23 protein-coding genes and 1 riboswitch are annotated in these 26,757 nt (G+C 34.2%); of the genes, 15 read left to right on the top strand and 8 right to left on the bottom strand.

The genetic code is table 11. The features are described 5' to 3' along the window. Positions 1–91 precede the first annotated feature (91 nt). On the bottom strand, positions 92–1,471 hold the full coding sequence (locus KTQ83_RS03505) for a glucosaminidase domain-containing protein (RefSeq protein WP_217256033.1): 1,380 nt from the start codon (positions 1,469–1,471) through the stop codon (positions 92–94). Positions 1,472–1,635: 164 nt separating this feature from the next. Between KTQ83_RS03505 and prfA the strand changes: the two genes are divergently transcribed. From prfA to KTQ83_RS03475, 6 genes are all read left to right on the top strand, one after another. Beyond that, positions 1,636–2,712, top strand: a complete 1,077-nt coding sequence (gene prfA, locus KTQ83_RS03500; protein WP_117926507.1) for a peptide chain release factor 1 — start codon at positions 1,636–1,638, stop codon at positions 2,710–2,712. After that, entirely contained in the window at positions 2,712–3,560 is an 849-nt protein-coding gene (gene prmC, locus KTQ83_RS03495) for a peptide chain release factor N(5)-glutamine methyltransferase (protein ID WP_217256032.1), read from the top strand. Before prfA ends, prmC begins: the two co-directional genes overlap by 1 nt. A 97-nt stretch (positions 3,561–3,657) precedes the next feature. After that, on the top strand, positions 3,658–4,227 hold the full coding sequence (locus KTQ83_RS03490) for a ferritin family protein (protein ID WP_003866202.1): 570 nt from the start codon (positions 3,658–3,660) through the stop codon (positions 4,225–4,227). A 95-nt stretch (positions 4,228–4,322) separates the two neighbouring features. Continuing rightward, complete coding sequence (locus KTQ83_RS03485; RefSeq protein ID WP_117926505.1) at positions 4,323–5,189, top strand: methionyl aminopeptidase; 867 nt, start codon at positions 4,323–4,325, stop codon at positions 5,187–5,189. A gap of 48 nt (positions 5,190–5,237) precedes the next feature. After that, positions 5,238–6,575 carry an MATE family efflux transporter gene (locus tag KTQ83_RS03480; RefSeq protein ID WP_244975753.1) on the top strand — a complete coding sequence of 446 codons (1,338 nt, stop codon included), beginning with the start codon at positions 5,238–5,240 and terminating at the stop codon, positions 6,573–6,575. Between the two features lie 133 nt (positions 6,576–6,708). Further along, on the top strand, positions 6,709–7,089 hold the full coding sequence (locus KTQ83_RS03475; RefSeq protein ID WP_244975752.1) for a toxin-antitoxin system HicB family antitoxin: 381 nt from the start codon (positions 6,709–6,711) through the stop codon (positions 7,087–7,089). Between the two features lie 9 nt (positions 7,090–7,098). Here the strand turns inward: KTQ83_RS03475 and KTQ83_RS03470 are convergent, their stop codons facing one another. Next, positions 7,099–7,767 (bottom strand): LiaF transmembrane domain-containing protein, encoded by a 669-nt coding sequence (locus tag KTQ83_RS03470; RefSeq protein ID WP_217256030.1) that lies wholly within the window; start codon positions 7,765–7,767, stop codon positions 7,099–7,101. Further along, positions 7,764–8,198 (bottom strand): LytTR family DNA-binding domain-containing protein, encoded by a 435-nt coding sequence (locus KTQ83_RS03465; RefSeq protein WP_186999488.1) that lies wholly within the window; start codon positions 8,196–8,198, stop codon positions 7,764–7,766. Before KTQ83_RS03465 ends, KTQ83_RS03470 begins: the two co-directional genes overlap by 4 nt. 308 nt (positions 8,199–8,506) lie before the next feature. Here KTQ83_RS03465 and KTQ83_RS03460 point away from each other — a divergent pair, with 308 nt between their 5' ends. From KTQ83_RS03460 to KTQ83_RS03445, 4 genes are all read left to right on the top strand, one after another. After that, positions 8,507–9,841 (top strand): ATP-binding protein, encoded by a 1,335-nt coding sequence (locus tag KTQ83_RS03460; RefSeq protein WP_244975751.1) that lies wholly within the window; start codon positions 8,507–8,509, stop codon positions 9,839–9,841. A 52-nt stretch (positions 9,842–9,893) separates the two neighbouring features. Beyond that, complete coding sequence (locus KTQ83_RS03455) at positions 9,894–12,041, top strand: Tex family protein (RefSeq protein ID WP_217256028.1); 2,148 nt, start codon at positions 9,894–9,896, stop codon at positions 12,039–12,041. Positions 12,042–12,124: 83 nt separating this feature from the next. Continuing rightward, positions 12,125–13,027 (top strand): AEC family transporter, encoded by a 903-nt coding sequence (locus KTQ83_RS03450; RefSeq protein ID WP_217256027.1) that lies wholly within the window; start codon positions 12,125–12,127, stop codon positions 13,025–13,027. Between the two features lie 94 nt (positions 13,028–13,121). Further along, positions 13,122–13,430, top strand: coding sequence for a hypothetical protein (locus KTQ83_RS03445; RefSeq protein ID WP_118012629.1), 309 nt, complete (start codon positions 13,122–13,124; stop codon positions 13,428–13,430). A gap of 20 nt (positions 13,431–13,450) precedes the next feature. On the opposite strand, the gene KTQ83_RS03440 is transcribed toward KTQ83_RS03445, so the two are convergent. Further along, on the bottom strand, positions 13,451–14,233 hold the full coding sequence (locus tag KTQ83_RS03440; protein WP_117926030.1) for a Cof-type HAD-IIB family hydrolase: 783 nt from the start codon (positions 14,231–14,233) through the stop codon (positions 13,451–13,453). A 64-nt stretch (positions 14,234–14,297) separates the two neighbouring features. Here KTQ83_RS03440 and KTQ83_RS03435 point away from each other — a divergent pair, with 64 nt between their 5' ends. Then, the gene (locus tag KTQ83_RS03435; protein WP_186999481.1) at positions 14,298–14,960 is read left to right on the top strand and encodes a cytidylate kinase-like family protein; all 663 of its coding nucleotides are present in this window, start codon (positions 14,298–14,300) and stop codon (positions 14,958–14,960) included. A 26-nt stretch (positions 14,961–14,986) separates the two neighbouring features. Here the strand turns inward: KTQ83_RS03435 and KTQ83_RS03430 are convergent, their stop codons facing one another. From KTQ83_RS03430 to KTQ83_RS03415, 4 genes are all read right to left on the bottom strand, one after another. Then, complete coding sequence (locus KTQ83_RS03430; RefSeq protein WP_217256026.1) at positions 14,987–16,315, bottom strand: NCS2 family permease; 1,329 nt, start codon at positions 16,313–16,315, stop codon at positions 14,987–14,989. Positions 16,316–16,370: 55 nt separating this feature from the next. Then, complete coding sequence (locus tag KTQ83_RS03425; protein WP_217256025.1) at positions 16,371–19,478, bottom strand: UvrD-helicase domain-containing protein; 3,108 nt, start codon at positions 19,476–19,478, stop codon at positions 16,371–16,373. Between the two features lie 2 nt (positions 19,479–19,480). Next, entirely contained in the window at positions 19,481–22,030 is a 2,550-nt protein-coding gene (locus KTQ83_RS03420) for a PD-(D/E)XK nuclease family protein (protein ID WP_217256024.1), read from the bottom strand. 105 nt (positions 22,031–22,135) lie between these two features. Continuing rightward, the gene (locus KTQ83_RS03415) at positions 22,136–23,506 is read right to left on the bottom strand and encodes an NAD(P)/FAD-dependent oxidoreductase (RefSeq protein ID WP_117926041.1); all 1,371 of its coding nucleotides are present in this window, start codon (positions 23,504–23,506) and stop codon (positions 22,136–22,138) included. Between the two features lie 6 nt (positions 23,507–23,512). Continuing rightward, a riboswitch (purine riboswitch) is annotated at positions 23,513–23,610 on the bottom strand. Positions 23,611–23,693: 83 nt separating this feature from the next. Here KTQ83_RS03415 and KTQ83_RS03410 point away from each other — a divergent pair. The 4 genes from KTQ83_RS03410 to ispE are packed head-to-tail and all read left to right on the top strand — an operon-like array spanning position 23,694 to position 26,757. After that, positions 23,694–24,578, top strand: a complete 885-nt coding sequence (locus KTQ83_RS03410; protein WP_117926043.1) for a YitT family protein — start codon at positions 23,694–23,696, stop codon at positions 24,576–24,578. Then, positions 24,562–25,086 (top strand): ribonuclease M5, encoded by a 525-nt coding sequence (rnmV, locus tag KTQ83_RS03405; protein ID WP_217256023.1) that lies wholly within the window; start codon positions 24,562–24,564, stop codon positions 25,084–25,086. Before KTQ83_RS03410 ends, rnmV begins: the two co-directional genes overlap by 17 nt. Continuing rightward, complete coding sequence (gene rsmA, locus KTQ83_RS03400) at positions 25,083–25,952, top strand: 16S rRNA (adenine(1518)-N(6)/adenine(1519)-N(6))-dimethyltransferase RsmA (protein WP_186999068.1); 870 nt, start codon at positions 25,083–25,085, stop codon at positions 25,950–25,952. The genes rnmV and rsmA overlap by 4 nt, the downstream gene beginning before the upstream one ends. After that, a complete protein-coding gene (gene ispE / locus KTQ83_RS03395) occupies positions 25,924–26,757 on the top strand; it encodes a 4-(cytidine 5'-diphospho)-2-C-methyl-D-erythritol kinase (RefSeq protein ID WP_117926049.1) in 834 nt (277 codons plus the stop codon). Before rsmA ends, ispE begins: the two co-directional genes overlap by 29 nt.

The following is a 26,757-nucleotide window of genomic DNA, read 5'->3' as shown; positions in this document are numbered from 1 at the left end:
AGAAATAAACCAATATTCATATCTCTCTCCTAAAAAAATAATAATAAACAAAAAGGAACCATTCTAGACGCCAACACTAGAATGGTTTCTTTTATTTGAAATCCGATTTCTTGATATATGCATAGCTATTCTTATATTTAGCATTTATATTCAAATGATTATCTTTAACAGGTGCTTCACTTGATATTTTATAGTACCCATACTTATCTTTTAATATATGAATCGATACAATACTTCCTTTTTTATGAGTATAAATAACATCTTTTTTGTTTGGTGCATATACCTTTAAGTCCTTAGATAGTTGTATTATTTTGATTGGATTCTTTTTTTGGTCAATACCATCTTCATCCAATTGATAATAGAAACTAGCCGCTTTTTCTCCCCAGTACGGATCAGAAGCATAGTTCACGTTGATGCCACTTGCCTTATCCCCAAACCACGAACCGTAATATCTTGAATCTTCAGGATTTAGATAACCTTGCTGCAAGAAATTGTAGGCATGTTGTTTTACACAATCTGCTATTGATTTGTATTGATTTGCGTTATCTGGATTTTCATCAATGGCTGCATGACCGAATAAATTATGATATTCAAGCGCATACTGACTAAGTCCTAGACCACTCTCATTTAGGGCAAGCGCATACATCATAGATGCGTTGATTGTGTATTTAGCTTGTATATTAAAAAATACATCGGCTTGATTATAGAGTGCGGATTTATCGTTGACATACGTATTATAAATCGCATGATTCAAATACGACGTGGTTCTGTGTGGAACATATTGATAATAGTTATAGTATGGATTTTTATTGACCTTTTTATCATCAACTAAGTTTTTATAGCTCGTATAAAAATAGTGACCATCATATGAATAATAGGCAGTACCTTCTTTTAAAAATTTTGGGGCAGGACCAATCGCAATAGAATTCGCATTTCCTTGAACAAGATCTGTAGAAATCGTATGAATGAGGGAACCGTTATAAACATAATATGTGGATAAAGTATAAGAATCGTCATATAAGTACAATTCAACATTGTTGATGTCTGCCCATGCTTGTATGCCGCTTATTTTAAAGTGAACCTTCTTTCCGTTAAAGCTGGTTCCTAAATATTGAGCATCTGCACCATAACTTCCATTCACATATCCAGTTTCACCTGTATCTGTTGTGTATTCTGTATTTTCAGTTATGTCTTTCGTCTTTAAATTAACAATGCCAGATTGAAGTCGTAAAATTTTTCCGTTTTCATCTTTTATGCACGCATACTTAGAATCGATTGTATCCATCTTAAAAGATGCGAAGATGTAATGCTTATAGGAAGCTTGTACTTCACTTGTATTTAAATCTTCTACGTAGTATTGTCCGTCTTCAGTGATTTTTAAAATGGTGAAGGGAATAACTATAAATACGAAAATGAGTAAAGTAAGAATAAACACAACTGGTATTTTTTTAACTTTTCTTTTCTGTTTCATACTCATATTATACTCTTATCTTCAAAAATTGCGTAATAGGACAATTTCCATCGACAATACTTGTTCTTTATATTAAAATAGATGGGGTATATCGCTAAAATAAAGCGTTTTTTAAGTGGTAAAACACTCAAGATATAAAAATTATAGAGAAAGGATGTATATTTATGGCAAAAATGGATGAGCGTTTAGAAAAAATGGCTGAGCGTTATTGTGAAATCAATGATTTGATGATGCAAAGTGATGTTGTATCAGATCGTAAGACAATGGCAAAATTGGGGCGAGAACAAAATGAGTTGACACCTATTGTAGAAACATACGAAGAATATAAAAAAGCAGTTGATGAATTAGAAGAGGCAAAAGTTCTTTCAAAAGAGGAAGATAAAGAAATTCGTGAAATGGCACAAATGGAATTGGAAGAATTAGAACCAAAAATCCAAAATTATTTAGACCGTTTAGAATTGCTTTTAGTACCAAAAGATCCTAACGATTCTCATAATGCGATTTTAGAAATTCGTGGAGCAGCTGGTGGAGACGAAGGAAATATCTTTGCCGGAGACTTATTTAGAATGTATTCAAAATATGCAGAGGCAAAAGGTTGGAGAACAGAAGTCATTGAAATGGAAGATAGTGAAGCTGGAGGATTCTCATTGGTTTCATTTAAAGTCAATGGAGAAGGGGCTTATGGAACTTTAAAATTTGAATCTGGTTCTCACCGTGTGCAACGTGTGCCAAAGACAGAATCACAAGGTCGTATTCATACTTCTACTGCAACAGTATTGTGTATGCCAGAAGTAGAGGCAGAAGACTTTGATATTGATATGAACGACTTGGAAATTGAAACAATGCGTTCAAGTGGAGCTGGAGGACAGCACGTTAATAAAACCGATTCAGCTGTACGTATCGTTCACAAACCAACAGGTATTGTAGTTAAGTGTCAGGATGGTCGTAGTCAACATGAAAACCGTGCAACAGCTTTAATGACAATTCGTGCTCGTGTATATGAAGAAAGACAACGTGAATTGGATCAAAAGAACGACAAAGAACGTCGTACAAAGATTGGTACTGGAGATCGTGCAGAAAAGATCCGTACATATAACTATCCTCAAAACCGTGTGACAGATCACCGTATTGGATATACAGTCAATCAGTTAGACCGTATTATGGATGGTCGTTTAGATGATTTAATGGCTGCATTACAGCTTGCAGATCAACAGGCAAAAATTGCTGGAGAAAAAGAATAATGAGTACATATCATTCATTGATCAATGAAGGTAAAGAACGTCTTTATAAGGCTGGTCAAGGTGAACAGGCAGCTCAACTTTTCATGGTAGAGTTATGTCGTCAAAAAAATGTAAATCTATATATTTCTATGGATGAAGAGGCGGATGAACAAATTCAAACGGATTATTTAGAAGGAATTCATTTAATGGAAAATGGAGAACCATTAGGCTATGTATTAGGGTATGAATGTTTCTATGGCTATGACTTTATTGTGAATGAAGATGTTTTAATTCCTAGACCTGAAACAGAAGAACTTGTAGGACTTGTATTATCTAAGTTTGATGATTATTTTGCCGATAAAGATCATGTCAATGTATTTGATGTGGCAACAGGATCAGGTGCAATTGGTATCACTTTAAATCTAGAAGAACCTAGAATGGATGTGATCGCATCGGATATTTCAAAAGAAGCTTTAGTGGTTGCACAAAAGAATAATGAAAAGTTGGATGCGCATGTAAACTTTATTTGTGGAAGTATGTTAGATCCATTTGTAGATCGCGATTTACATTGTGATATTCTAGTTTGCAATCCACCATATATTCCAAGTGAAGAGAAGATGGAACAAAGCGTTGTGGACTATGAACCACACGTAGCTCTATTTGGTGGAGAAGACGGATTAAAATTCTATCGTGATGTATTTGAAAAAGCACATTTAGTATTGAATGAAAAAGCCTTCCTTGCCTTTGAAATGGGATGGGATCAAGGTGAATCTTTATCGAATCTAGCTCGTGAATATTTTGAATCTGCAACGATTACTGTACATAAAGATATGTCAGGAAAAGATCGTATGTTGATGATTGAATTATAATTTAAAAATTGATGAGCAATACATTTGAAATATTGAAATGAATATGCGATATTATATACATAAAAGGAAATAGTATATTTCAAGAGGAGGATTATTTATGAAATATAGATGCTTAATTTGTGGACACATTTATGACGAGGAAAAAGAAGGCGTAAAATTCGCGGATCTTCCTGCAGATTGGAAATGTCCAACTTGTAAACAACCAAAAGAAAAATTTGTTCCAGTAGAGGACGAAATGACTTGGGCTGCTGAACACGTGGTAGGAGTCGCAAAAGATGTTGATGAAGACATTAAAAACGATTTACGTGCTAACTTCGAAGGTGAATGCTCAGAAGTAGGTATGTACTTGGCAATGGCTAGAGTTGCTCACAGAGAAGGATATCCAGAAGTTGGATTGTATTATGAAAAGGCAGCTTGGGAAGAAGCAGAACATGCTGCAAAATTTGCTGAATTATTAGGCGAAGTTGTTACAGATTCAACTAAGAGAAATCTTGAAATGCGTGTAGAAGCTGAAAATGGTGCGACTGCAGGTAAAGTTGATTTAGCTACTCGTGCTAAAAAGGCAAACTTAGATGCAATTCATGATACAGTACACGAAATGGCTCGTGATGAAGCTCGTCATGGTAAGGCATTTGCTGGATTATTAAAACGTTATTTTGGTGAATAATGCATTTAGAAGCTTCTGAATCAATCGGAAGCTTTTTTTCTTGTTTTCGTGTATAATAAGTTGTGTCTAACGAATATATAGAAAGAAGGATCAAGATGATTGGTAAGAATAGTCCATGTTGGTGTGGTTCTGGTAAAAAATATAAACATTGTCATGAAGAATGGGACAATACAATTAATGTATTAAAACTACAAGGAAAAATTGTTCCTAGTCATAATTTAATCAAGTCGGAAGAAGATATTAAATGGATCAAGAAAGCGGCTAAAATCAATAATGCAGTTCTTGATTTAGTTGGAGAAAAAATCTGTGCAGGTATGACGACAGAAGATATTGATAAATTAGTATATGATTATACAACAAGTCATGGTGGGATTCCTGCATGTCTAGGTTATGAAGGGTTCCCTAAGAGTGTTTGCACATCTATTAATAATGAAATTTGTCATGGTATTCCAAGCGAAAAAGTCGTATTAAAAGATGGCGATATTATAAATGTAGACTGTACTACCATTGTACATAAACACTTTGCGGATGCATCTAGAATGTTCTGTATTGGTCATGTAAGTGAAGAGGCAAAACGCTTAGTTGAAGTGACTAAAGAATGCTTAGAAATTGGTAAAGAAGCCGTACGTCCTTGGGGATACATTGGAGATATTGGTGCTGCTATTCAAGAACATGCACACAAAAATGGTTACAGTGTTGTTGTTGATTTTTGTGGACACGGTGTTGGTAATGCTTTCCATGAAGATCCATATGTACATCATGTAGGAATTCGTAATACAGGTATGGTTATTGCACCAGGTATGGTCTTCACTATTGAGCCTATGATCAATCAAGGAACGCGTGATTTATACATTGATAAAGATAATGGATGGACATCTTACACAAAAGATGGAAAGTTATCGGCACAATGGGAAAACACAATTCTAGTTACAGAAAAAGGAATTGAAGTATTAGCTTGGTAAGAAGTCAATAAAATGACTTCTTTTTTGATGAGGTTTAAAAAAGGGAATATGCAAAAGAGTATGATTGAGGGGAATACTTTAAAACTCATTTTGAATTTTAGCATTCCACTATTATTAGGAAATTTATTTCAACAATTTTATAACGTTGTTGATGCGGCTATTGTTGGGCAAACACTAGGGTCTTATGCATTGGCAGCCGTAGGCGCAAGCAGTAGTGTGCAGTTTTTGATTCTAGGATTTTGTATGGGAATATGCCAAGGCTTTTCGATTATGGTTTCGCAAAGTTTCGGCGCAAAAAGACTTGATGAAATGCATACTTATATTTATGCAGGAGCTGCATGGACAGCCATTACAGCTTTTGTGGTATCCATCTTAGTCGTTGTATTTTGTGCAGACATTCTTCACATTTTACAAGTCAATGATGAAATCTTTAAAGATGCCTATGCCTATTTAGTTGTCATATTTGCAGGGATACCATTTACATTACTCTATAATTATTTATCGGCTATATTAAGAGCTATTGGAGATTCAAAAACACCCTTTTTCTTTTTAGCTTTTTCCGCTGTTTTAAATATTGGCCTTGATTTTTTCTGCATTCTTGTTTTGAAATGGGGATGTGCAGGAGCTGCCATCGCAACCATTTTTGCGCAAGCCGTAAGTGGCATTTTGTGTTTCTTATTAATTGCGTTTAAGGTCAATGTTTTACATATACCTAAATCAAGTCGTTATGTGGATAAGCAACATTCTCTAAAACTACTTGCCATGGGCGTTCCTATGGGTTTACAGTTTTCGATTACAGCCATAGGTTCTATGGTCATGCAGTCGGCTAACAATGCTTTGGGAACCATTTATGTTTCTGGTTTTACGGCAGGTATGCGCATTAAATCGTTGATGATGTGTCCATTTGATGCATTAGGTGCAGCTGTTTCTACATTCCTTTCCCAAAACTATGGAGCTTGCAAGTTAGAACGAATCCATGATGGATATCATAAAGGTGTAATGGTGAGTATTTTATATGGTGCATTCGCCTGTGTCGTAATGGTTTTCTTTGGAAGAATTTTAAGCATGATGTTTGTGAGCGCCAATGAATCACAAGTGTTAGATGCGAGTGCGTTATATTTAAGAAGAATGGGCTATTTCTATCCTGTACTAGGAATTTTGATCACAACAAGAATGTCCGTTCAAGGACTTGGCTATTCTGCCCGAGCTATGCTTGCAGGCTTTGTAGAAATGATTGCACGCTGCATTGTGGCATTATGCTTTGTTCCTATTTTCAAATATAATGCGATCACATGGGCCGATCAAGCAGCATGGGTTGCAGCTACACTTGTATTGATTCCATTGTGGCTCAGTGCAATGCGTGCGGTTCAAAAGAAAATGAGTTAAATTAGAAGTCTAAATGACTTCTTTTTTTGACTTTTAATATCTTTTTCATATACATCTAAGGTAGAGATCATTAAAAATATGATTGACACCAAATACCAGGTGAAAAGATATCTTCTTGGGATAAGTTGTTAAATTGGATCATGATATTCATTTTGAAGATATAGTTAAAGTAATGAAAGAATATGGATATGAGATCAAACAACCTAAAGGTGGTTCGAGTCGTTGCTCATTTGTAAAACCTGGATGTATGACATGTTCAGATTCATTAGATGACTTATTAGAACTTGCCAAAGACGCAAAAGAAACATGGATTTTAGGTATATTAGAAGATGGGAAAGAGATTTCGCTTCCTAGTGATCTACAATCGTATTCAGGACAACTTAAATTAAGAATACCCAAAAAGATTCATAGATTCTTATCTATACACGCTAAAGAGGAAGGCATTAGTATGAATCAATATTGTTTATATCTTCTTGCGAAAAATGATACAGAATATAAAAAAGAAAGACGTTAATTGTCTTTCTTAGATATAATGGATTTCAACTCCACCAAAATGAATACGCCCTGTGATATTTAATGTAGGATAGCCACTAGATGATGGCTGCCCTTTTTCATCAACTCCACCAAAGAAGGCACGAACACGACTTTGTACACTCCATTCTTTAGGTACATAGAGTTCAATACCTGTAAAATTTCCATCGATTTCAATCGTAGCTTGATTTTGAATGGTAGCCTGATCAAAATAGAGTTTCAATCCTGAAAATTTAGAGTCAATGGTCACATATTGTAAATCATTGGTTTGAATATATTGAACTTTTTCGCCAAAACTAGAAGTAATATTGATGATAGAATTTGTTGAATATTCAATATCTTCTATTTCAATATGTCTTTTTTTTGGATGAATAATGCTTGTAAGTCCCCAAGCTAATAGCCAAGTAGCTAATAATAGAAGCCATAAAGAAATATCTTCAAAGCCTAGATCTTCTTTGAATAAATAGAAAATAATCGCAATCCCAAATAAGGGGCTGTAGAAGCTTCTTTCTTTGATTCCGTCAATAATAACGGATAGACAGATAAGAGTTCCAATGATTTTCCATAGACTGAATGTAAATGGTAGAAAACCAAATAATTTTCCAAAAATTAATATGGCACCTAGAATACAAATTATGCCCCAAAACCAATTTCTTTTCATAAATGATTCCTTCTTTCTTTTAATACTTTGTAGTACATTCTTGATACATAGACTTGTTTATGACTATTTTGAAAAGTAATGAGATGACTCGATACGGAATGAGACAGAGAGTAAATTCTCTGTATATTCACAATTGTAGATTTAGAGATTCTTAAAAAGAAATTTGGTAATATATTTTCTAATTCATACAACTTCTGTGTTGTAGAAAACATATCGCTGACAGTATGCGCATAGACTGTTCCATTATCACTCTCAAAGAATAAGATCGCATCTAAATCTAGATAATACTCCGTATCTTGTTTAAAGAATTGTATACTCGGCTTTGATTTAAAATTTGAAATCAATTGTTTCAATTCCTCAGTATATTCTTTTGTACGTATGACAATTTCATCTTCTTTTAGTGAATCATCAATTTCTAGTCTTACTTTCATGGTTTTATTATTCCACAAGGAATTTTAAAAGTATAGTCTTGAAAAGTAAGTGGTAAAAATAGAAGGCTAAGTGGTCAAAAAAAAGAAGTGAAAATTCACTTCTTTAGTGGGCTGTATAATGGTGCCTATATATAGCGCCTTCATCAATTTTGTATATTAATCGTTCTTTATCATTTATTCTGCAACTTCAAAATCCTTTAAAGGATGAGACATCAGATATTATTATATTTATTTCTAAAATATTGAAATAATGACATTTTAGACGGAATAAAACATTGAAATAATGTTGTTTCATGACTGGAGGATATATGTTTAAGCGGAAAGTATATAATGAATTGTTGGAATGGAAAGAAAAATATGCAGATCGGTCAGCTTGTTTATTAGAGGGAGCTAGGCGTGTAGGTAAGAGCACAATTGCTTTGGAATTTGCAAAAAATGAATATGAAAGTTTTATATTTATAGATTTTTCTAATATATCTACAGAATTGTTAGAAGTATTCAATGATATTTCGGATTTGGATATATTCTTCTTGCGATTACAAACAGTGACAGGTATTAATTTGATAGTATCTAAATCTGCCATTATTTTTGACGAAGTACAATTTTTTCCAAAGGCTAGACAAGCTATTAAACATCTAGTAAAAGATGCAAGGTATCATTATATTGAGACGGGGTCACTGATATCAATTAAGAAAAATGTACAAGATATATTAATTCCTTCTGAAGAACATAAAATTAATGTGTTTCCGATGGATTATGAGGAATTTAATTGGGCATTGGAAAAAAGTACGGATAGTATAAGAACTTTAGTTGAAAAGAATGTTGCTATAGGTGATATGACAAACCGTAAGTTAATGCGCGATTTTCGTATTTATATGGCTGTTGGGGGGATGCCTCAAGTCGTTTCTACTTACCTACAAACGAATAATCTTGATGCAGTAGATAAAGAAAAATTAGATATTATTTCTTTATATGAAGATGATTTAAAAAAAATAGATCCTTCTGGTAGATTATCTGATATTTATGCATCAATACCTAGTCAATTAGCATTGAAGAGAAATAGATTTAAAATAACAGAAGCAACTAAAAGCCGAAGACAAATTAAAGATGAGGAACGTTTATTTAATTTAATTGATTCCAAAATAGTTTTGCCATGTTACAATGTTGCACAACCTAGTATTGCTTTAGCACAAACAAGAGATCCAGAAACTTTTAAATTGTATATTTCTGATATTGGATTGTTTACAACGATGATATTTGATGGTGGGAAAGGATTATCTTCAGATATTTATAAAAAATTGTTGAGTGATAAGTTATCAGCCGATTTAGGCTATATGTATGAGAATGCAATCGCACAAATTATTGTAAATAGTGGTAATAATTTATATTATCATTCATGGAGAAAAGAGAATAGTATTCATAGTAATGAAATTGATTTTTTAATACGTTCAAGAAATAAAATCATTCCAATTGAAGTAAAATCATCTGCAACAAAGAGTCATATTTCAATGGATGAATTCTGCAAGAAATATTCGCATGTAGTAGGACGAAGATTCTTGTTTTCACAGAAGGATTTTTCGAAAGATGGGATGTTGGAGTTAAAGCCTATTTACGCAGTTCCATTTTTGTTAGAAAATCTTTAAATAATGTATTTCAATCTTTGGTATAATAATAGAGTTGAAATGAGGTTTTACTATGGATGAAAATATAATTTCCTTAATTGCGAAAGAATTGAATATTTCAATTTCGCAAGTTAAGAATACATTGGAATTATTAGAAGAAGGAGCTACAGTTCCTTTTATTGCACGTTATCGTAAAGAGCGTACAAAAGGTTTGGACGAAGAACAAATTCGTGTCATTCAAGAAAATTATGCGTATCAAGTGAATTTAGCTAAGCGTAAGGAAGAAGTCTTAGCTCGTATTGAAACATTAGGGAAATTGGATGATGAAATTATAAAGAATGTCAACGCATGTACAAAATTATCACAGGTAGAAGATATTTATCGTCCTTACAAACAAAAGAAAAAGACGCGTGCAAGTGTTGCGATTGCCAATGGTCTACAGCCACTAGCCGATACTTTTATGTCTTTTCCTCGTTATTTTAAAGAAACAGAATTAGATGCCTACATTAATGAAAACGTAAAAGATCGTGAAGCTGTTATTCAAGGTGCATGCGATATCATTGCCGAAAAAGTGAGTGATGATGTGGATGTGCGCAATAAAATATTGGATTCAATGACAAATTTTGGTCGTATTGTTGCAAGCGAAAAGAAAGATCATGAAGATGATCATAAAGTCTATAAGATGTATTATGACTATTCAGAAAGAGTGAATACATTAGCACCGCATCGAGTTATGGCTATTGATCGTGGTGAAAAAGAAAAAGTATTAAATGTTTCGATTTCCTTTAACGAAGAATATATCGAAAATTGGGTATGTCGAAGATTTATTCGCTTTACTAACAGTGGTACAAGTGAGTATGTTCGTGCTGCCATTTTAGATGGCTTAAAAAGACTTGCCTATCCTTCCATTGAAAGAATGGTTCGTTCAGCTTTAAGTGAAAAGGCACATGAATCAAGTATTGATGTATTCTCTATGAACTTAGAAAAACTTTTACTTCAACCACCCATGAAAGATAAAGTGATTCTAGGCTTTGATCCTGCCTTTAGAACTGGATGTAAATTGGCTGTTATTGATGCATCGGGTAAAAAATTAACTGTCGATGTGATTTATCCACATCAGCCAAATGCGAAAGTAAGAGAGTCTGAACAAAAATTAGTTCAATTATGTAATGAATATCATGTGAATTTAATTGCGATTGGCAATGGTACGGCAAGTCGAGAAAGTGAAGCTTTCGTTGCGAATACAATCAAAAAATTTAATTTACCAGTATCTTATACCATTGTTTCTGAAGCAGGTGCTAGCGTATATAGTGCTTCTAAATTAGCTATTGAAGAATTCCCAGACTTACATGTTGAGCAAAGAAGTGCCATTTCTATTGCGCGAAGATTGATGGATCCACTTTCAGAACTAATCAAGATTGACCCTCAATCGATTGGTGTTGGTCAATATCAACATGATTTGCCAACCGCAAGATTAAAAGAACGTTTGGATTTCGTAGTTGAAAAAGCTGTTAACCGCGTGGGCGTAAATATCAATACAGCCAGTGTTTCTTTACTTAAAAATGTTGCGGGATTAAATAATGCGAGCGCATCAAGTATTGTGTCATATCGTGAAGAGAATGGAAAAATTGAATCGCGTACACAAATTAAAAAGATCCCTAAGATTGGTCCAAAAGCCTTTGAACAAGCAGCTGGATTCTTGCGTATTGAAGATGGAAAAGAACCGTTGGATCGTACAAGCATTCACCCTGAATCGTATAAGGCAACGAAAGTATTGTTGAAGGAATTAGGTCTGGATACTTTGGATTTGGGAACACAAAAGGCAAAAGACGTGATTTCTAATTGTGATACAAAACAATTGATGCAAGACACTGGATTAGATAGTTATACATTGAAGGATATCTTAGATGCGATTTGTATGCCACTTAGAGATTATCGTGATAAATATGATGCGCCATTACTAAGAAAAGATGTATTGGAAATCGAAGACTTACATATTAATGATAAGCTAGAAGGTACAGTTCGTAATGTGGTTGACTTTGGTGCCTTTGTCGATATTGGACTACACGAAGATGGTTTAGTTCACGTTTCAAAGATGAGTACAAAACGAGTAAAACATCCAAGTGATGTTGTTTCTGTAGGAGATATTGTTACGGTATGGGTATACAATATTGACCAGGAGAAACAAAAGGTACAACTAACAATGGTCAATCCAAATTGACAATCAACAAACCGAGGTTTATTATCGTTACTAAAGTAGGACAACTCTTTGTTGTCCTTTTAATTTAAGGGAAGAGGATTATTATGAATATCACAACCATTATTACACAAATGACTATTTTATTATTGATTATGATTGTTGGTTTTGTGGGAGCTAAAAAGAACATCTTTAATGATGAAGTAAATGTATATGCATCAAATATCTTGTTAAAAATCGGGATTCCAGGCTTGATTATTAGTTCAGTTAAAAATGGATCTCCATTTACAGGAAACGAATTATTCAATGTGCTTGTTATTTTTTCAATATTTGTGATTTTTACAGGGATTGTCTCTAAAGTTATTGTAGAAGTTTTACGCATTCAAGAAAATAAAGCCCTTTGGCAATTTATGATTCTATTTACCAATGCCGGTTTTATGGGATTACCCGCTATTCAAGCCATATTAGGAAATCAAGCCATGCTTTATGGAGCTTTATTTTTATTGCCACTAAACTGTTTAATGTATGGATATGGAGAGAGTTTATTTCGTAAGGGAGGTTTTTCGCTTAAGAAATTTATGAATGGCCCAATGATTGCCTCCATTATTGCGCTTGTTCTTTGTGTCTTTAATATGAAGCTTCCGTATGTCTTGGCACAGACCTGCACGTATATTGGTAATGTGACGACGCCACTATCTATGATGGTCATTGGTGCTGGTTTAGTCAAAATGGATATCAAAGAGTTGTTGGATGTAAAAGTATGGGCATTTACAATATTTAAAATGATTTTATTACCTTTGTTTTATATGTTTTCTCTTTCTTTATTTCACATGGATCCATTGATTGAAAATACACTTATACTCATTATGTGTATGCCAGTGGCAAGTAATTCTAGTGTATATGCATTTATGTATGGGGAGGATGCAACGCTTGCTAGTAAAGCTATCTTCTTGACAAGTGTTTCGTGTGTGGTAACGATTCCAATTGTGTTTATTTTGCACAGTTTGTAAATAACATGACAAATGTAACTATAAATAAAGGACAAAGTTTGAGTTATTGATTAGAATGATGTATGATTAGGATATAAGAAAGGATGTCATGATTATGGAAAAATGGACTCAAGAACAGTATGCTGCTCGTTTACAGGAAATGAAACAAGAAGCTCATGATAAAATGTGGTTATACATCGAAGTGAATGCCAAAGAGTTTATGAATGAATGTGAACCAGGGGTAAAAAATTTAGCAAATTGCTGCAAAGCAATGTTAGATGCAATGTTAGAAGGAGATGGCTTTATTGTAGAGCCTAAGATTCGTACTAAGGTTGCTGGAACTTTAACAGTTCGTTACTATGTTGATAACTTACATCCAGGTCGTAGAAAATACGCAGATGTAATGAAGGAACAACAACAATAAAAAAAGAATCATTTCTGATTCTAAAATAGCTTTAAATATTTAAAAGCTTTGTATAAGCCGTCATTGTCAATTTTATCTGTGACATAGTCGGCTTTTTCTTTTACCTCTTTGACACCATTTCCCATCGCAACTGAAAGATCAGCATATTCTAACATTGGTAAATCATTTTCAGAATCACCCATCGCAACGGTTTCATATTCTTCTTCATAATAGTTTTTGACAAACTGAATAGCCGTAGCTTTATTGTATTCTGAATGTGTGATTTCTCCGCCTAAATGCATGAAGTTTGTGAATGTTAAATGTTTAGGGATTTGTCTTAATATTTCTTCTCTTTGTGAAAGTGAGTCAAAATGAATGCTGACTTTCATGACTTGATTGTAATCATCGTCGGTAATTGTTGAAATATCTGGAAAAGCCAAGAAACGATTTCCCATACGATTGTCTGTATTAAATTGGCGCATTCTTTCTCTGTTTTTCTCACTAGTAAATGTCATTTTGCTTCCCTCTAAAGAGAATCCTGAATCTTTGGCAATGTGCTGAATAAATTGAGTGTCTCTTTTTTTCAATGGTTTAAAAAGTACTTGTATATTATCAATTATAATTTCACTGCCAGCCCCGAAACAATAGCCATCTAAATTCATATCTAATAAAAATTGAGGGACTTCACAACGTGTTCTACCTGTGTTTATATAAATTTTATGCCCGTTTTTTCTTGCGAGTTCAATCGCTTCTAAAGCAGAACTAGGAATCTTTTCAAATGTCCATAGAGTTCCGTCTAAATCTAAAAAAATAATTTTTTTCATAACCTTCCTCCACTACACTATTCTATCATATTATTGTATGATATAAGAAAAAGAGGGAATTGGCATGGAAAAGAATGTGATTATAACGATATCGAGGCAGTTTGGGTCCAATGGAAGGGAGATTGCTCGTATATTAGCTGAATATTTAGATATTAGTTATTATAATAAAGAAATTTTGGAAAGAATTGCAGTAAATATGGGAGTCTGCGCTGACTTTTTTAAAGACCAGAATCAAGATGCGAATGGCTTATTTACAATAGAATCTAAAGGCCTTTTAGGACTTAGAAATATTACAGAATTAAGTGTGAATACACAAATCTATGATATGGCAAGTGATTTTATTCAAAAGATTTCCCAAAGAGAAGATGCTGTTATTGTAGGAAGATGTGCCGATTATATTTTAAAAGACAATCCGGATGTTATTTCTGTATTCTGTTACAGTGATGTAGAAGAACGTATTCAATGGTCGATTGACGAATATCAAGTGCCTGCCAAACAAGCCAAGAAAATTGTGCAGGAAAAAGATGCACAAAGATCTAGATTTTATGAATTCTATACCAATCAAAAATGGGGAAATCCACGTAACTATACATTGATGATCAATACATCGAAGATGAGTACAAAAGAAACTGTACAATTACTTGCTTCATTTTATGATGCAAAAAAAGGCATCCTCACATTTAAGAATGCCTTTGAAAATCAATATGAAAAAGATAATAAGTATTAAAAAAGTCGGAAACCCGACTTTTTCTTTTACATAATGTAAGGTGTAGCGAAGTATAATACGAAGATGATCATTAATGCCCAAACAGTCGGGTGAACTTCTTTCGCTTTACCAGCTGCAATCATGGCAATTGTATAAACGATGAATCCGCATGCGATACCATTTGAAATAGAATACATCAAGATCATCATAATAACAGTGACAAAACCAGCAGCTGCAAAAATCATGTCATCCCAGTCAATACCTTTTAACTGTTGTGCCATCATAATACCAACAACGATCAATGCTGGTGCAGTAACTGCGTTCGTAACTGTACTTAAGATAAGTGGTGATAAGAATACAGCTAGTAAGAAGCAAACACCAGATGTACATGCAGTTAAACCTGTACGTCCACCAACACCAACACCAGAACTAGATTCAACGAAGCTAGTTACTGTACTAGTACCTAAAACTGCACCAAATACTGTACCAACCGCATCAGCAAGCAATGCTTGTTCAGCATTTTCTAGTTCACCTTTATCGTTGATTAAACCAATACGGTTACCAATCGCAACAAGTGTTCCAGCTGTATCAAAGAAGTCAACAAATAAGAATGAGAAAATAACTACGAAAGCTTGGAATGGATTTGCGAATAATTCAGAAATTCCTGAGAAGCAAGCTCCAGCAGCTTGTAATTCAAAATCAAACGAAATGAAATGTTCAGGTAAAGTAGGCATACCAGCCATTCCCATGAATCCAAGGATGATTCCAATCACAGCAGTGATAACCATACCTACGAAAACGGCTGCAGGAACATTTTTAATAACTAACGCAATTGTGATCAACAATCCGACAATCGCAAGTAATACAGTTGGATCTGTTAAGTTTCCAATTGTTACAAATGTTGAAGGACTAGCTACAATAATACCCGCATTTTTTAAACCAACAAACGCAATGAAGAAACCGATTCCGGCTCCGATTGCCAATTTTAATTGTACTGGAATCGCATTGATAATAGCTTTACGAACACCAGTAACAGAAATAAGAATAAAGATAACACCTGAAATGAATACAGCACTTAATGCAGCTGCCCAGCTAAGGCCCATTTGTCCACAGATTGTGTAGGCGAACAATGCGTTTACACCCATACCAGAAGCCAATGCAACTGGGTAGTTGGCAACAAGTCCCATAATGATACTTGCCACACCAGCAGAAATAGCTGTCGCAAGGAATACAGATGCTTTATCCATACCAGCATCTGCCAATACTGCAGGGTTAACCCCAAGAATGTAGGCCATAGCCAAGAATGTTGTAAGACCGGCAATAAGCTCTGTCTTAACGTTTGAACCTTTCTCGTTCAATTTAAAGAATTTTTCCATGAATCTCTCTCCTTCTCTCTTTTTTCAAAAGACCCCTCCATTGTAGCATAAGTTATTATAAAAGGATGCATTTAAATAGAGAAAAAGCATAAATATATGTTTTTATCGGTGAATCCGTTATTCTTTCCATTGAATGTTTATAAGTTTGAAGCTGAGCCGCATACATATCAATTAATTTATTTTCATTATCCGTGGTATCTGTTTTAAAATCAATGATAATTATTTCATCTTCTTTATAGATAACTAAGTCCATAAATCCATGAACGACTTTGTTTTTTTCTTTAATAATATAGCTTTGTTCAAATACATGCTTTTCGTTCATCCATGAAGCATAGAGTGCATTCGAATTTAAAGCTAGAATCTGTTTGATATCATAATCCTTTAAAGTATATCCATAAGAATTCGCATAAGAAATAATTTCTTCTTGTTGATAAGGATATGAACATTGCGCCACAATTTCATGGAATAAAGTACCACGAAGCGTTCCTATATTTTTAGTAAGAGAAATATCTTTCCAGTCTAATTTCATTTTGGCCCCACTAGCCGTCTGACTCGAGAACACATCGGATGTTTTTGTATAGACAGGAAGCTTGTAAGACTTATTATTTTGACGCACTTTTAATGGTCTTTCATACAATTCTGATTTTTTATCAAAAACCACTAGAGAATCACTCGTATTGGCATATGTATGTAAAAGCCATCCTGTATAACTCTCATCTTCTAATAGAGTATAGGCGTTTAATGGACTATAAAAATCTTCAATGCTTTCAATCGTATCTACAATGACCAATTCTTTTTGAGGACGTGTTGTCGCAACATAGAATACGCGCATTTCTTCGGCAAGATCATCCAATTTTTTTTTGGTTTGTAGAGCTAAATGATATATTGAATTGTACTTATATTTATAATCATTACTTAAGCCTTTTAAAGATAATCCTAATATTGAATCAAGTAAGATGCATGAACTGCCATGTTTATCTCTTTGTTCATGTTGCGAAAGAATATATACAACAGGAAATTGTAAACCTTTAGATTGATGCATTGTCTTTACTTGAACTACATCATCTTCTTTGCCATACAAGCTTGCTTCCTGAGTTTGATCTTGCGTTGCATCTTTAGATAGTTGTAGGACAAAACCATGGATGTCACTCTGATTTTCATACTGGGTTGCTAATTCTAATAAATAATCCAGGTTGTTCTTATCTTGAATTGTTGTAGAAGCATAATAGAAATTATTATAGGCATAGATGTATTGTAGAAGTTGTACAATCGTTTGATTTCTATTTACATATAATTCAAAGAAAGGCTTCATAAAATCTTCGTTTTTAATACTCATATATAAAGATGTGCCTTTTTCTTTTCCAATGCAACACTTCGCAATTTGAGAAAAAGATACATTAAATAATGGGGACATTAAAGAAGCACATAACGCAATGTCGTCGGTTAAATCTTCTAAAGCTTTTAAAGTGGAAAGTACAATTTGGATGGCAGGATTTGTGTAGAATCCATGATCAATGGTAATCATAGCCGGAATGTTGTAGGCCTCAAAAACTGTTTTCAGTTTTTCTTGAGGCGCATGATTACGGGTTAACACACACATAGATTTATAGGACATGCCTGCTTTGTGCTTTTCGATAATATCTTGTGCAATCAAATCAAAACGATTCTCATTGTGATTCTTTTTGATGGTAGCTTTGTTGCCTTCTTCATCTTTATATTCTGTATATAAGAAACGAACTGGATATTGAGGACTTTCCATTTGTCCTTTCGTACCTACATTGGCAATATCAATCTCTTCAAATTGTTTTCCCAATAATTCATTGTTCATGATCTTACTATAAAAATCATTGTTGAATTGAATAACACTCGCATTGGAACGATAGTTTTCCTGCAATAATAAAGGGGTGTTGTTGATATCTTCCTTTTTCATCCAGTCCTGCATAATTTTTGGATTGGCTTGTCTAAAACCATAGATGGATTGTTTAATGTCACCCACTCTAAATACGTTGTTTTCATGGCAGAAAGACGCAATGATTTTTTCTTGAAGTTCATTGGTATCTTGAAATTCATCCACAAGAATCATCTGATATTTATTGTACATTTCTTCTTTGATCATCGGATCTTGAAGGAGTTGATACGCAAAGTGCTCCATATCATTAAAGTCAATCACTTCCATTTTCTTCTTTTCCAATTGAAAGTATAACTTTACTTTATTGGTTAATTCAAATAAGGTATCTACTAAAGCTTTATGATTTTGAATGTCCTTTAAATAGAATTCTTCATCAAATAAGTTTTCTACGATCTTTGTTTCATGATCTTTAAAAGAAGTTTGATATTTTGAGTAATCCACCTTATCAATTGTCTTCTTAAAACCGATGGTATTTTTTAAATACAATTCAAATTGAGCTTTAAAATCTGAATACGAGTTGGCATCTAAACACTTTGATAAATAGTCCTTTTTGACTTCATAATCTTCAGGCTTTGCGATTTGATAGATTATTTCATCTAAAATCTCTGACATAGCCAAGCAATGATTATGAAAGTATTTCAATGCATATTCCATTAATTCTGGACTTAAATATGTATATGAATCTTGAATGTTTTTAATCCATGTCTTTGCGTCTTCTTCGGATTTAGAGTTGAGGATTGCCAAAATATCTTCAATGTATTTTTGAATGTCTTCTTCTGTTTTTCCAAAAGAGAGAAAATACATTTTTAATTTTGTGTATGCAGCTAAGTGTAAATCTTGAATCGCATGTTTGTAGGCGTTGTCAAAGGCGATGCGTGTTTGGGCTGAAGATGCCGTTTGTTTGGACATCGTATAAGAAATAGGAATCTTATAGTAATAATTTTGTACAATCGACAAGCAGAAACTATCAATAGTTGAAATACTGGCTGTTTCAAGTAGAGCCATTTGCTGAAGAATGTATTCTGTTTTTGGCTGCTCTTTTAATTTGGAAAGAAGACGTGCCTTCATTTCAGCTGCCGCATCCTTTGTGAAAGTCATTGCCAGGATAGAATCGATTGAAATGTGGTCTTTTAATACAAGCTGACATAAACGTTCTACTAAAACAGCTGTTTTACCACTTCCGGCACTGGCTGAAACCACGACATTTGTATCTCGAATGTCAATGGCTTTTTGTTGGGGAATTGAAAAATCCATATTTATTCTTCCTCCTTTTCTACACGAAGCATTGGTTCAACTTCATTCGCTGAATTTCGACAAATAGATCTGTAAGCACAGAATTTACATGCATCTTGGACGTGATTAGGTAGAGCTTGTCCACTTTTAATGTCCTTTAAAAGACTGTCAACGACTTGAGTCCATTCCTCTTTGATGGTTTCTAAACTTGGATTGGCTCTTTTTACAGGCATGTATCGTTTTATGTCATCACAATAAATGCTCGCATCACTAAAGTGCCATCCATTTAATCTTCGATTGACTTTAAATGTATCCGCAATATCTTTTTCATCGTTCACAGTGAGTTCAGGTATTTTTTTGCGATAATTTAATTTTCCATAAGTGAGTGTTTCTGGGGTTGTCCTTAGTGCAATATAGAAACATCCTACAGGGATTAAACCGGATTCTTTTTCGTAAGCTAACGTATATGTGGCTAACTGCAAAGATAATCCTTTTTCATAGTCATCGATTTTAATATCTTTATCACTTGATTTATAGTCAAAGATACAAAAAGATGTGTTTGAACTGTCGATTCGATCAATATAGCCATATAAATCAATGGTATATTCATTCCATGGGTAGGAATAAGAGAACTTATGTTCTTGTTTATCCATGTTCATGTGCCAGTTGGATTCAAAATTATGTAGTTGTTCAAAAATCAACATAAGTTTTTCTGTGATTTCTTCAATTTGAGAATCAAACCATGGAATTTGTTGTAAAAGCACTTCTTTTGCGAAGGAAAATTCATTTTCAACATAGTGATGAATTTCTTCTTTGGATAAAGACGTATATTCTTGTCTATCTTTAGAAATCACTTCTAGAACATGATGTAATATGCTTCCACGAATTCGAATGTCTGTGATGTCTTCTTTTTCTTTTAAATATAAGCCGTATTTTAGTGCATGAGAAAAAGGACATCTTGCATAAGATTCGAGTCTTGAAATAGATCCTTTAAAATGATCATCCTTAAAGAATATGGATTTAGCTGTTGTTTCATTTAAATCGATAGTTGGGGTAGTCCAATTAAAAGAATCGGGCGTAGTGATAAACTCAGCCTTTTGTTGGAGCCAATTTTCTATGTCGGAGCTAGGTTCATAATTCTTTCCTTGATAATCACTTTGTGGATAGAATACATAAAGAATTTCACACAAAGACAAACAGTCAAAGATTTGTGACTGCTGGTTTTGAATGCGTGTTTCAAGATTTGGTAAATCCGTGTTTTGTACATAGGCCTCATCAAAGATTCCAGTATGTAACTTTAAAGCAGGAAATGCACTGGCATTTGTGCCAGTTAAAAAGACGATAGGTCTTAAATTTGTGATGTCTTGCCTAGATCCAATGAATACCCCTTCAATGGAATTGGCTTTCTGATTGGCAGAAAGATTTTGGATTTGGTGAATCAAGATGTTTAAATCATTCGCATTATGAATGTGTGTATGCACATCTTGGATAAGTGACATGACATCGTTGAAGGCATTCAAATCTTCTTTTGTGACTTGTTCATGTAGATTTTGAATGTGTTTGGCCATCTTGATAAAATCGTATGCATCAAATAAGAAGGCATGATCGTGTATCCATTCTAAAGTGTCTTGTTCTAATTTTTGGTAGGATGCGAATTGGTAGGAATCAATGATTTCATTATCTTTGTATGGAAGTGTAGTTAAGAAAGGTTCAAATTTTAAAAATTGTTCAGGGAACAATGTGTAATACTGCAAGAGATAATTGTCATTTGGATATAAGGTTTGAACTACGTTTAAAAAACTTTTTAAATCCATATCTTTAGCCCATGTTAAATAATGGATCCACTCGTTATATATAGATGTAGTATGAACTTCTTGTATAGTTGTGAATGGAATCTTATGTGCTGTAAGAATCTGGGTTAAAACATTGATGTCACTTGGGTTGTTTAGGGCAATGAAAATATCATCGGCTGAATAGTCATTTTCAATAATAAGATTTGCGATGACTTCCATTTGTTTGCGTGCGTTGGCAACACTGTAGTAGTGTGTTGTTAATAGTTGCTTATCGCCGAGCCATTTTGCGCCATGATCAATCAACACTTGAATCCAGTAACTGTCTAATTGAGAGTATTCTTTTTTTAGGATATAGATGTTTTCTAAATCTGGTAAACTTGAAAAGACATCTTGCGTTTGGTCTTCTTTGAGTTGAATTGGATACAGAAGATTTAAGATTTCGTGTAAATCTTTTTCTTTTTGGGTTGAACAAGGAAAATTATGAATCTGATAGGTTTTTGCCATTTTTATAAAGTCTAGACAGGCATTTAAAAAGTCATAGTCTTCTTTACTGGAATAGAAGGCATTGGAAAGAGAGATATTCTTTAAAGCGTCTTTGTATAAATAAAGAATTTCAATGTCAGATTTATTTTGTCCATGATAAAAAGAAGATAGCCAGCTAGACAAGGTTAAAACTTGTATGCCAAGGCAATCTTTTTTTTGTTTTAAAATTTCTTTGTATAAAGCTAGATGTAGGGTAGCCGGAGCTAATATTGTACTGTTGTCTGGAATTTGTATCATAAAATTATCACCTAGATTATTATACCATCATTATTATTAACTCGAGAGTTATTAACTGTGCAGTTAATGAAAAAAAGTGGATCATTTGATCCACTTTGTGTTGTATTATAGATTTTCTGTAATGTGTCTTGCAACATATACACCAGATGCACTGGCATGACTTAATGAGTGTGTTACACCTGAACAGTCTCCGATAACGAATAGTCCTTTGTGTTTTGTTTCTAAGTTTTTATCTACTTTTACTTGCATGTTGTAGAATTTAACTTCAACACCATATAGTAATGTGTCATCACTAGCTGTTGATGGACATACTTTATCAAGCGCATAGATCATTTCAATAATGTCATCTAATTGACGTTTAGGGATAACTAGAGACAAGTCTCCTGGTGTAGCCTTCAATGTAGGAGTTACGAATCCTTGTGCAATACGACTTGGAGTTGAACGTTGTCCACGAATCAGATCACCAAAGCGTTGAACGATAACGCCACCACCTAACATGTTTGATAGGCGGGCAATACTTTCACCATATTGGTTACTTTGTGAGAAGGGTTCTGTGAAATGATTTGATACTAATAAGGCAAAGTTTGTGTTGTTTGTGAAACGAGCTGGATCTTCATAGCTGTGACCATTTACAGTGATGATTCCGTTTGTGTTTTCGTTTACGACAACACCTCTAGGGTTCATACAGAATGTACGAACGCGGTCTTGATATTTCTTTGAACGATATACGATTTTAGATTCATACAATGAGTCTGTTAATTCTGAGAATGTATCGGCATTTAGTTCAACACGAACACCGATGTCTACACGATCACTCTTTGTTTCAATGCCTAAGTTTGAGCATACAGATTCCATCCATTTACTTCCTGAACGGCCTGTAGAAATAATACATTGTGTAGATGTATATGTTTCATCCCCACAAACGACTTCATATCCATCTTCGATTTTGTTTACCATATCAATGTGTTTAAAGAAATGGAATTCGGCTTTGTCTTTTAATTCATTGTATAAGTTTTCAAGTACTACATAGTTAATGTCAGTTCCTAAGTGACGAACTTTCGCTTTTAATAAGTGAAGATCATTTTGAAGACATTTTTTGGCGATAGCAGCATCTGAGTTTGCATATAGACGAGTTTTTTCACCGCCCATCTTGCAGTTGATTTCATCCACATATTCCATTAAATCGATAGCTTCTTGTTCACCTACATATTCGTATAGGTTTCCACCAAATTCATTTGTGATATTGTATTTTCCATCACTGAAGGCACCAGCTCCACCAAAACCGTTCATGATGGCACATGATTTACAGTGGATACATGATTTGATATTCTTTCCGTCAATTGGACATTTTCTTTTGTTTAATGGTGCTCCTGCTTCAAAAACACCAATTTTTAATTCAGGTTTACTCTTTAATAATTCGTAGGCTGAGAAAATTCCTCCAGGCCCAGCACCAATAATAATGATATCGTATTGCATTTTATTTTCCTCCTGTTTGAAGGCTATAGTCTACTGTTTTCGGTAGTAGGTATGAACGTTCAACCATATCATGAACTTATATAACCCGGACTATTATACGGATAAAGTGAATTGTTTGCAAGCGATATTTTTGAAAACGAAACATAAAAAAAATGATATAATCATGTAGGCTAGAAGAGGTATGCATATGAGCAAGAATAAAATACATGATTTAATAATGATTATACTTGGAAACTTTGTGGTCGCATGTTCAGTTTCCTTTTTTATACTTCCTAATAATATATTAACAGGTGGTGTAGCTGGTGTGGCTGTCGCATTACATCCAGTTCTTCCGATTGATACAGTTTTGATGATTGATGGTTTAACAATTGGATTATTTATATTGGGAGCTCTTTTATTAGGAAAGCAGTTTGCGATGAAATCTGTGATTTCTACAATTGTATATCCGGTTTTCGTAACAGGTTTATCACAGGTTGCTACAATGTTTCCTAAAGATACATTTGTGATGCCAGCTTATGTGGCCACAATCTATGCCGGAGTTCTTGTGGGGATTGGTTTAGGTTTAGTGTTTAGAGTTAATTCAAGTACGGGTGGTATGGATATCTTAGCTTTGATTCTACATAAATACTTGAAGATTCCTGAAGGAACCAGTGTAATGATCGTAGATGGCTTAACAGTTTTATTGGGTGTGGTTACACATGGTTTAACACCAGCATTGATTGGTATTATGTCTGTGTTTGTTTGTGGTGTCGCAATTGATAAAACAGTAATGCTAGGCATGCAATCCGCAAAAAATGTTATGATTATATCGACAGAGTGGAAGCAGATTCGTCGTATTTTATTAGAGACAGTGGATCGTGGTGTAACGATTCTAGATGGAAGTGGTGGCTATACACAAGCGCCTAAGCCAGTGTTGATGTGTGTTATTAAGCAGAAACAATATCCATTATTAGAGTCAAGTGTTTTAGCGATTGATCCAAAAGCGTTTATTATTGTGAATGATGTGCATCAGGTACATGGTGCTGGTTTTACATCAAAACATGTGGTGGAGACAGATGAAGCAGCATATTAAAGAAATTATTGTCGTTGAAGGAAAAAATGATACAAACACGTTGCAGTCTTTTTTTGATTGTGACACGATTGAAACGGGTGGAGACCAGGTCAACGAGAAAACGATTGAGCGTGTTAGACAGGCCCAAAAGACAAGAGGCGTGATTATTTTTACAGATCCAGATACGCCAGGAGAACATATACGTAGATTGATTGGTGGTAGTGTGCCAGGATGTAAACATGCGTTTATTAATAAAGAAAAAGCGAAAACACCTAAAAAAGTCGGTGTAGAGCATGCAAGTAAAGAAGATTTATGGGATGCCCTATGTCATTGTGTAACGTTTGAGAATAAAGAAGAAGTATTGAGTTGGCAAGACTTTATTGATTTAGGCTTAGTTGGAAACAAGGATTTGCGCTTTCAAGTTTGTGAAGATTTTCATATTGGTCCTTGTAATGCGAAAACATGTTTCAAGCGTTTAAATCAGATGAATGTGACAAAAGAAGAGATAGAAGAAAGGAGTCTTTCATGAGACAGGCGATTGCGACAGTAAAAAAGACAAAAGAGATTCAAGAAAAGTATAAGGTTTTCACAAAGAAAAGCTTTGGACAGAATTTTATTATTGAACCGGGTATTGTTGAAAAGATTGCCAATGCAGCAATTCAATCAAGAGATGAATTGGTTTTTGAGATTGGTCCTGGAATTGGGGCTTTAACACAGTTTTTATGTGAAAAAAGTAATCAGGTTGTAGCTTTTGAGATTGATGAAAGATTGCCGGTTGTAATAGAGAATGAGATTGGTTTTGATCATTTACAGATAGTATTAGAAGACATCTTAAAGGTGGATATTGATGAAAAGATTCGTGAATTTAGAAAGCCTGGTCAAAAGGTGGTTTTCGCGTCGAATCTTCCTTACTACATCACGACGCCGATCTTATTTAAATTGTTCGAGGCAAATGAGGAGATTGAAAGAATTACGGTTATGATGCAAAAAGAAGTGGGAGAACGTTTCTTGGCACACGAAAATGATAAGGAATACAATGCGTTGAGCGTCATTACGCAATATCGTTGTGATGTGAAAAAAGTCATGGATGTATCAAGAAGAGTATTTTGGCCAAGTCCCAATGTAGATTCGATGGTCATTCAGTTTTCTTTCCATCACAAGTATCATTTAGAAGATGAGACTTATTTCTTCGATTTGGTAAAAGCTTGTTTTACACAAAGAAGAAAAACTATTTATAATAACTTTCAGAATTTTGTGAAAGATAAGGCTCTGGCAAAAGAATTGTTAGAAAAAGTAAATATTGATCCTAGTACGCGTGCACAACAGTGTACGTTAGACGATTTTATTCGATTATATGAGGTGACCTATGAAAGTACAGGCAAGGGCAAAAATTAATCTAGCATTAGATGTCGTAGAAAGAATGGATAATGGGTATCATTCTTTAGACATGATCATGGTACCTATTTCAATTTATGATGAGATTGAGATAGAAAAAAATGATTTTGATGTAGTTGAATGTGAAGGTATGAAATTACCAGAGAACAATACGGTTTCAAAGATGATTCAAGTTTTAAAGGATACCTATCACTTAGATTCTTGTTTCAAAGTATCTATCAAGAAGCACATTCCAGCTCAGGCAGGTCTTGGTGGCGGAAGTGCGGATGCAGCTGCTGTATGTAAGGCGGTTTTAAAGATGGAAGGTATTGAGGAAACGGAAGAAAATCTTTATGAAATCACAAAACAAGTGGGGGCGGATGTTCCTTTTTGTATTCATGATAAGTGGGCTCGGGTAAAGGGTATTGGAGAAAAAATCACGCCGATTGAAAGTGCTTGGAAATTTGATATTGTGGTTGTAAAGCCAGATTTTGGAATTTCCACCGCGAATGCATTTTCTAAATGGAAAGAGTCTCGTCCTTTTCATCCGGATGTAGATTTAGTAGAGTCGAGTATTCGAGAAGAGAACATGGATCTTTTATATCAGACAATGGCAAATTCATTGGAGCCAATCGCTTTTGAGATTGAGCCTGAATTAGAACAAGTGAAAATGGATATGGAAGATGCAGGTTTAGTACGTATATTGATGTCTGGGTCTGGTTCAAGTATGTTGGGATTCAGTGTGGATGAAGAAGTGATTTTAAGTGCATGTGAGCAATTGAAGGAAAAGTATGATTTTGTTCAAATTGTTCATGTAGGAGGCTAA

It is taken from the genome of Holdemanella porci (assembly GCF_019052655.1).
Classification (GTDB): domain Bacteria; phylum Bacillota_I; class Bacilli_A; order Erysipelotrichales; family Erysipelotrichaceae; genus Holdemanella; species Holdemanella hominis.
This window is presented reverse-complemented; position numbering and strand designations above follow the sequence as displayed.

Excerpts from the sequence above, each read along its gene's own strand:
- KTQ83_RS03505 (WP_217256033.1), bottom strand. The coding sequence starts at position 1,471 with ATGAAACAGAAAAGAAAAGTTAAAAAAATACCAGTTGTGTTTATTCTT.
- prfA (WP_117926507.1), top strand. The coding sequence starts at position 1,636 with ATGGCAAAAATGGATGAGCGTTTAGAAAAAATGGCTGAGCGTTATTGT.
- prmC (WP_217256032.1), top strand. The coding sequence starts at position 2,712 with ATGAGTACATATCATTCATTGATCAATGAAGGTAAAGAACGTCTTTAT.
- KTQ83_RS03490 (WP_003866202.1), top strand. The coding sequence starts at position 3,658 with ATGAAATATAGATGCTTAATTTGTGGACACATTTATGACGAGGAAAAA.
- KTQ83_RS03485 (WP_117926505.1), top strand. The coding sequence starts at position 4,323 with ATGATTGGTAAGAATAGTCCATGTTGGTGTGGTTCTGGTAAAAAATAT.
- KTQ83_RS03480 (WP_244975753.1), top strand. The coding sequence starts at position 5,238 with ATGCAAAAGAGTATGATTGAGGGGAATACTTTAAAACTCATTTTGAAT.
- KTQ83_RS03470 (WP_217256030.1), bottom strand. The coding sequence starts at position 7,767 with ATGAAAAGAAATTGGTTTTGGGGCATAATTTGTATTCTAGGTGCCATA.
- KTQ83_RS03465 (WP_186999488.1), bottom strand. The coding sequence starts at position 8,198 with ATGAAAGTAAGACTAGAAATTGATGATTCACTAAAAGAAGATGAAATT.
- KTQ83_RS03460 (WP_244975751.1), top strand. The coding sequence starts at position 8,507 with ATGTTTAAGCGGAAAGTATATAATGAATTGTTGGAATGGAAAGAAAAA.
- KTQ83_RS03455 (WP_217256028.1), top strand. The coding sequence starts at position 9,894 with ATGGATGAAAATATAATTTCCTTAATTGCGAAAGAATTGAATATTTCA.
- KTQ83_RS03450 (WP_217256027.1), top strand. The coding sequence starts at position 12,125 with ATGAATATCACAACCATTATTACACAAATGACTATTTTATTATTGATT.
- KTQ83_RS03445 (WP_118012629.1), top strand. The coding sequence starts at position 13,122 with ATGGAAAAATGGACTCAAGAACAGTATGCTGCTCGTTTACAGGAAATG.
- KTQ83_RS03440 (WP_117926030.1), bottom strand. The coding sequence starts at position 14,233 with ATGAAAAAAATTATTTTTTTAGATTTAGACGGAACTCTATGGACATTT.
- KTQ83_RS03435 (WP_186999481.1), top strand. The coding sequence starts at position 14,298 with ATGGAAAAGAATGTGATTATAACGATATCGAGGCAGTTTGGGTCCAAT.
- KTQ83_RS03430 (WP_217256026.1), bottom strand. The coding sequence starts at position 16,315 with ATGGAAAAATTCTTTAAATTGAACGAGAAAGGTTCAAACGTTAAGACA.
- KTQ83_RS03425 (WP_217256025.1), bottom strand. The coding sequence starts at position 19,478 with ATGGATTTTTCAATTCCCCAACAAAAAGCCATTGACATTCGAGATACA.
- KTQ83_RS03420 (WP_217256024.1), bottom strand. The coding sequence starts at position 22,030 with ATGATACAAATTCCAGACAACAGTACAATATTAGCTCCGGCTACCCTA.
- KTQ83_RS03415 (WP_117926041.1), bottom strand. The coding sequence starts at position 23,506 with ATGCAATACGATATCATTATTATTGGTGCTGGGCCTGGAGGAATTTTC.
- KTQ83_RS03410 (WP_117926043.1), top strand. The coding sequence starts at position 23,694 with ATGAGCAAGAATAAAATACATGATTTAATAATGATTATACTTGGAAAC.
- rnmV (WP_217256023.1), top strand. The coding sequence starts at position 24,562 with ATGAAGCAGCATATTAAAGAAATTATTGTCGTTGAAGGAAAAAATGAT.
- rsmA (WP_186999068.1), top strand. The coding sequence starts at position 25,083 with ATGAGACAGGCGATTGCGACAGTAAAAAAGACAAAAGAGATTCAAGAA.
- ispE (WP_117926049.1), top strand. The coding sequence starts at position 25,924 with ATGAAAGTACAGGCAAGGGCAAAAATTAATCTAGCATTAGATGTCGTA.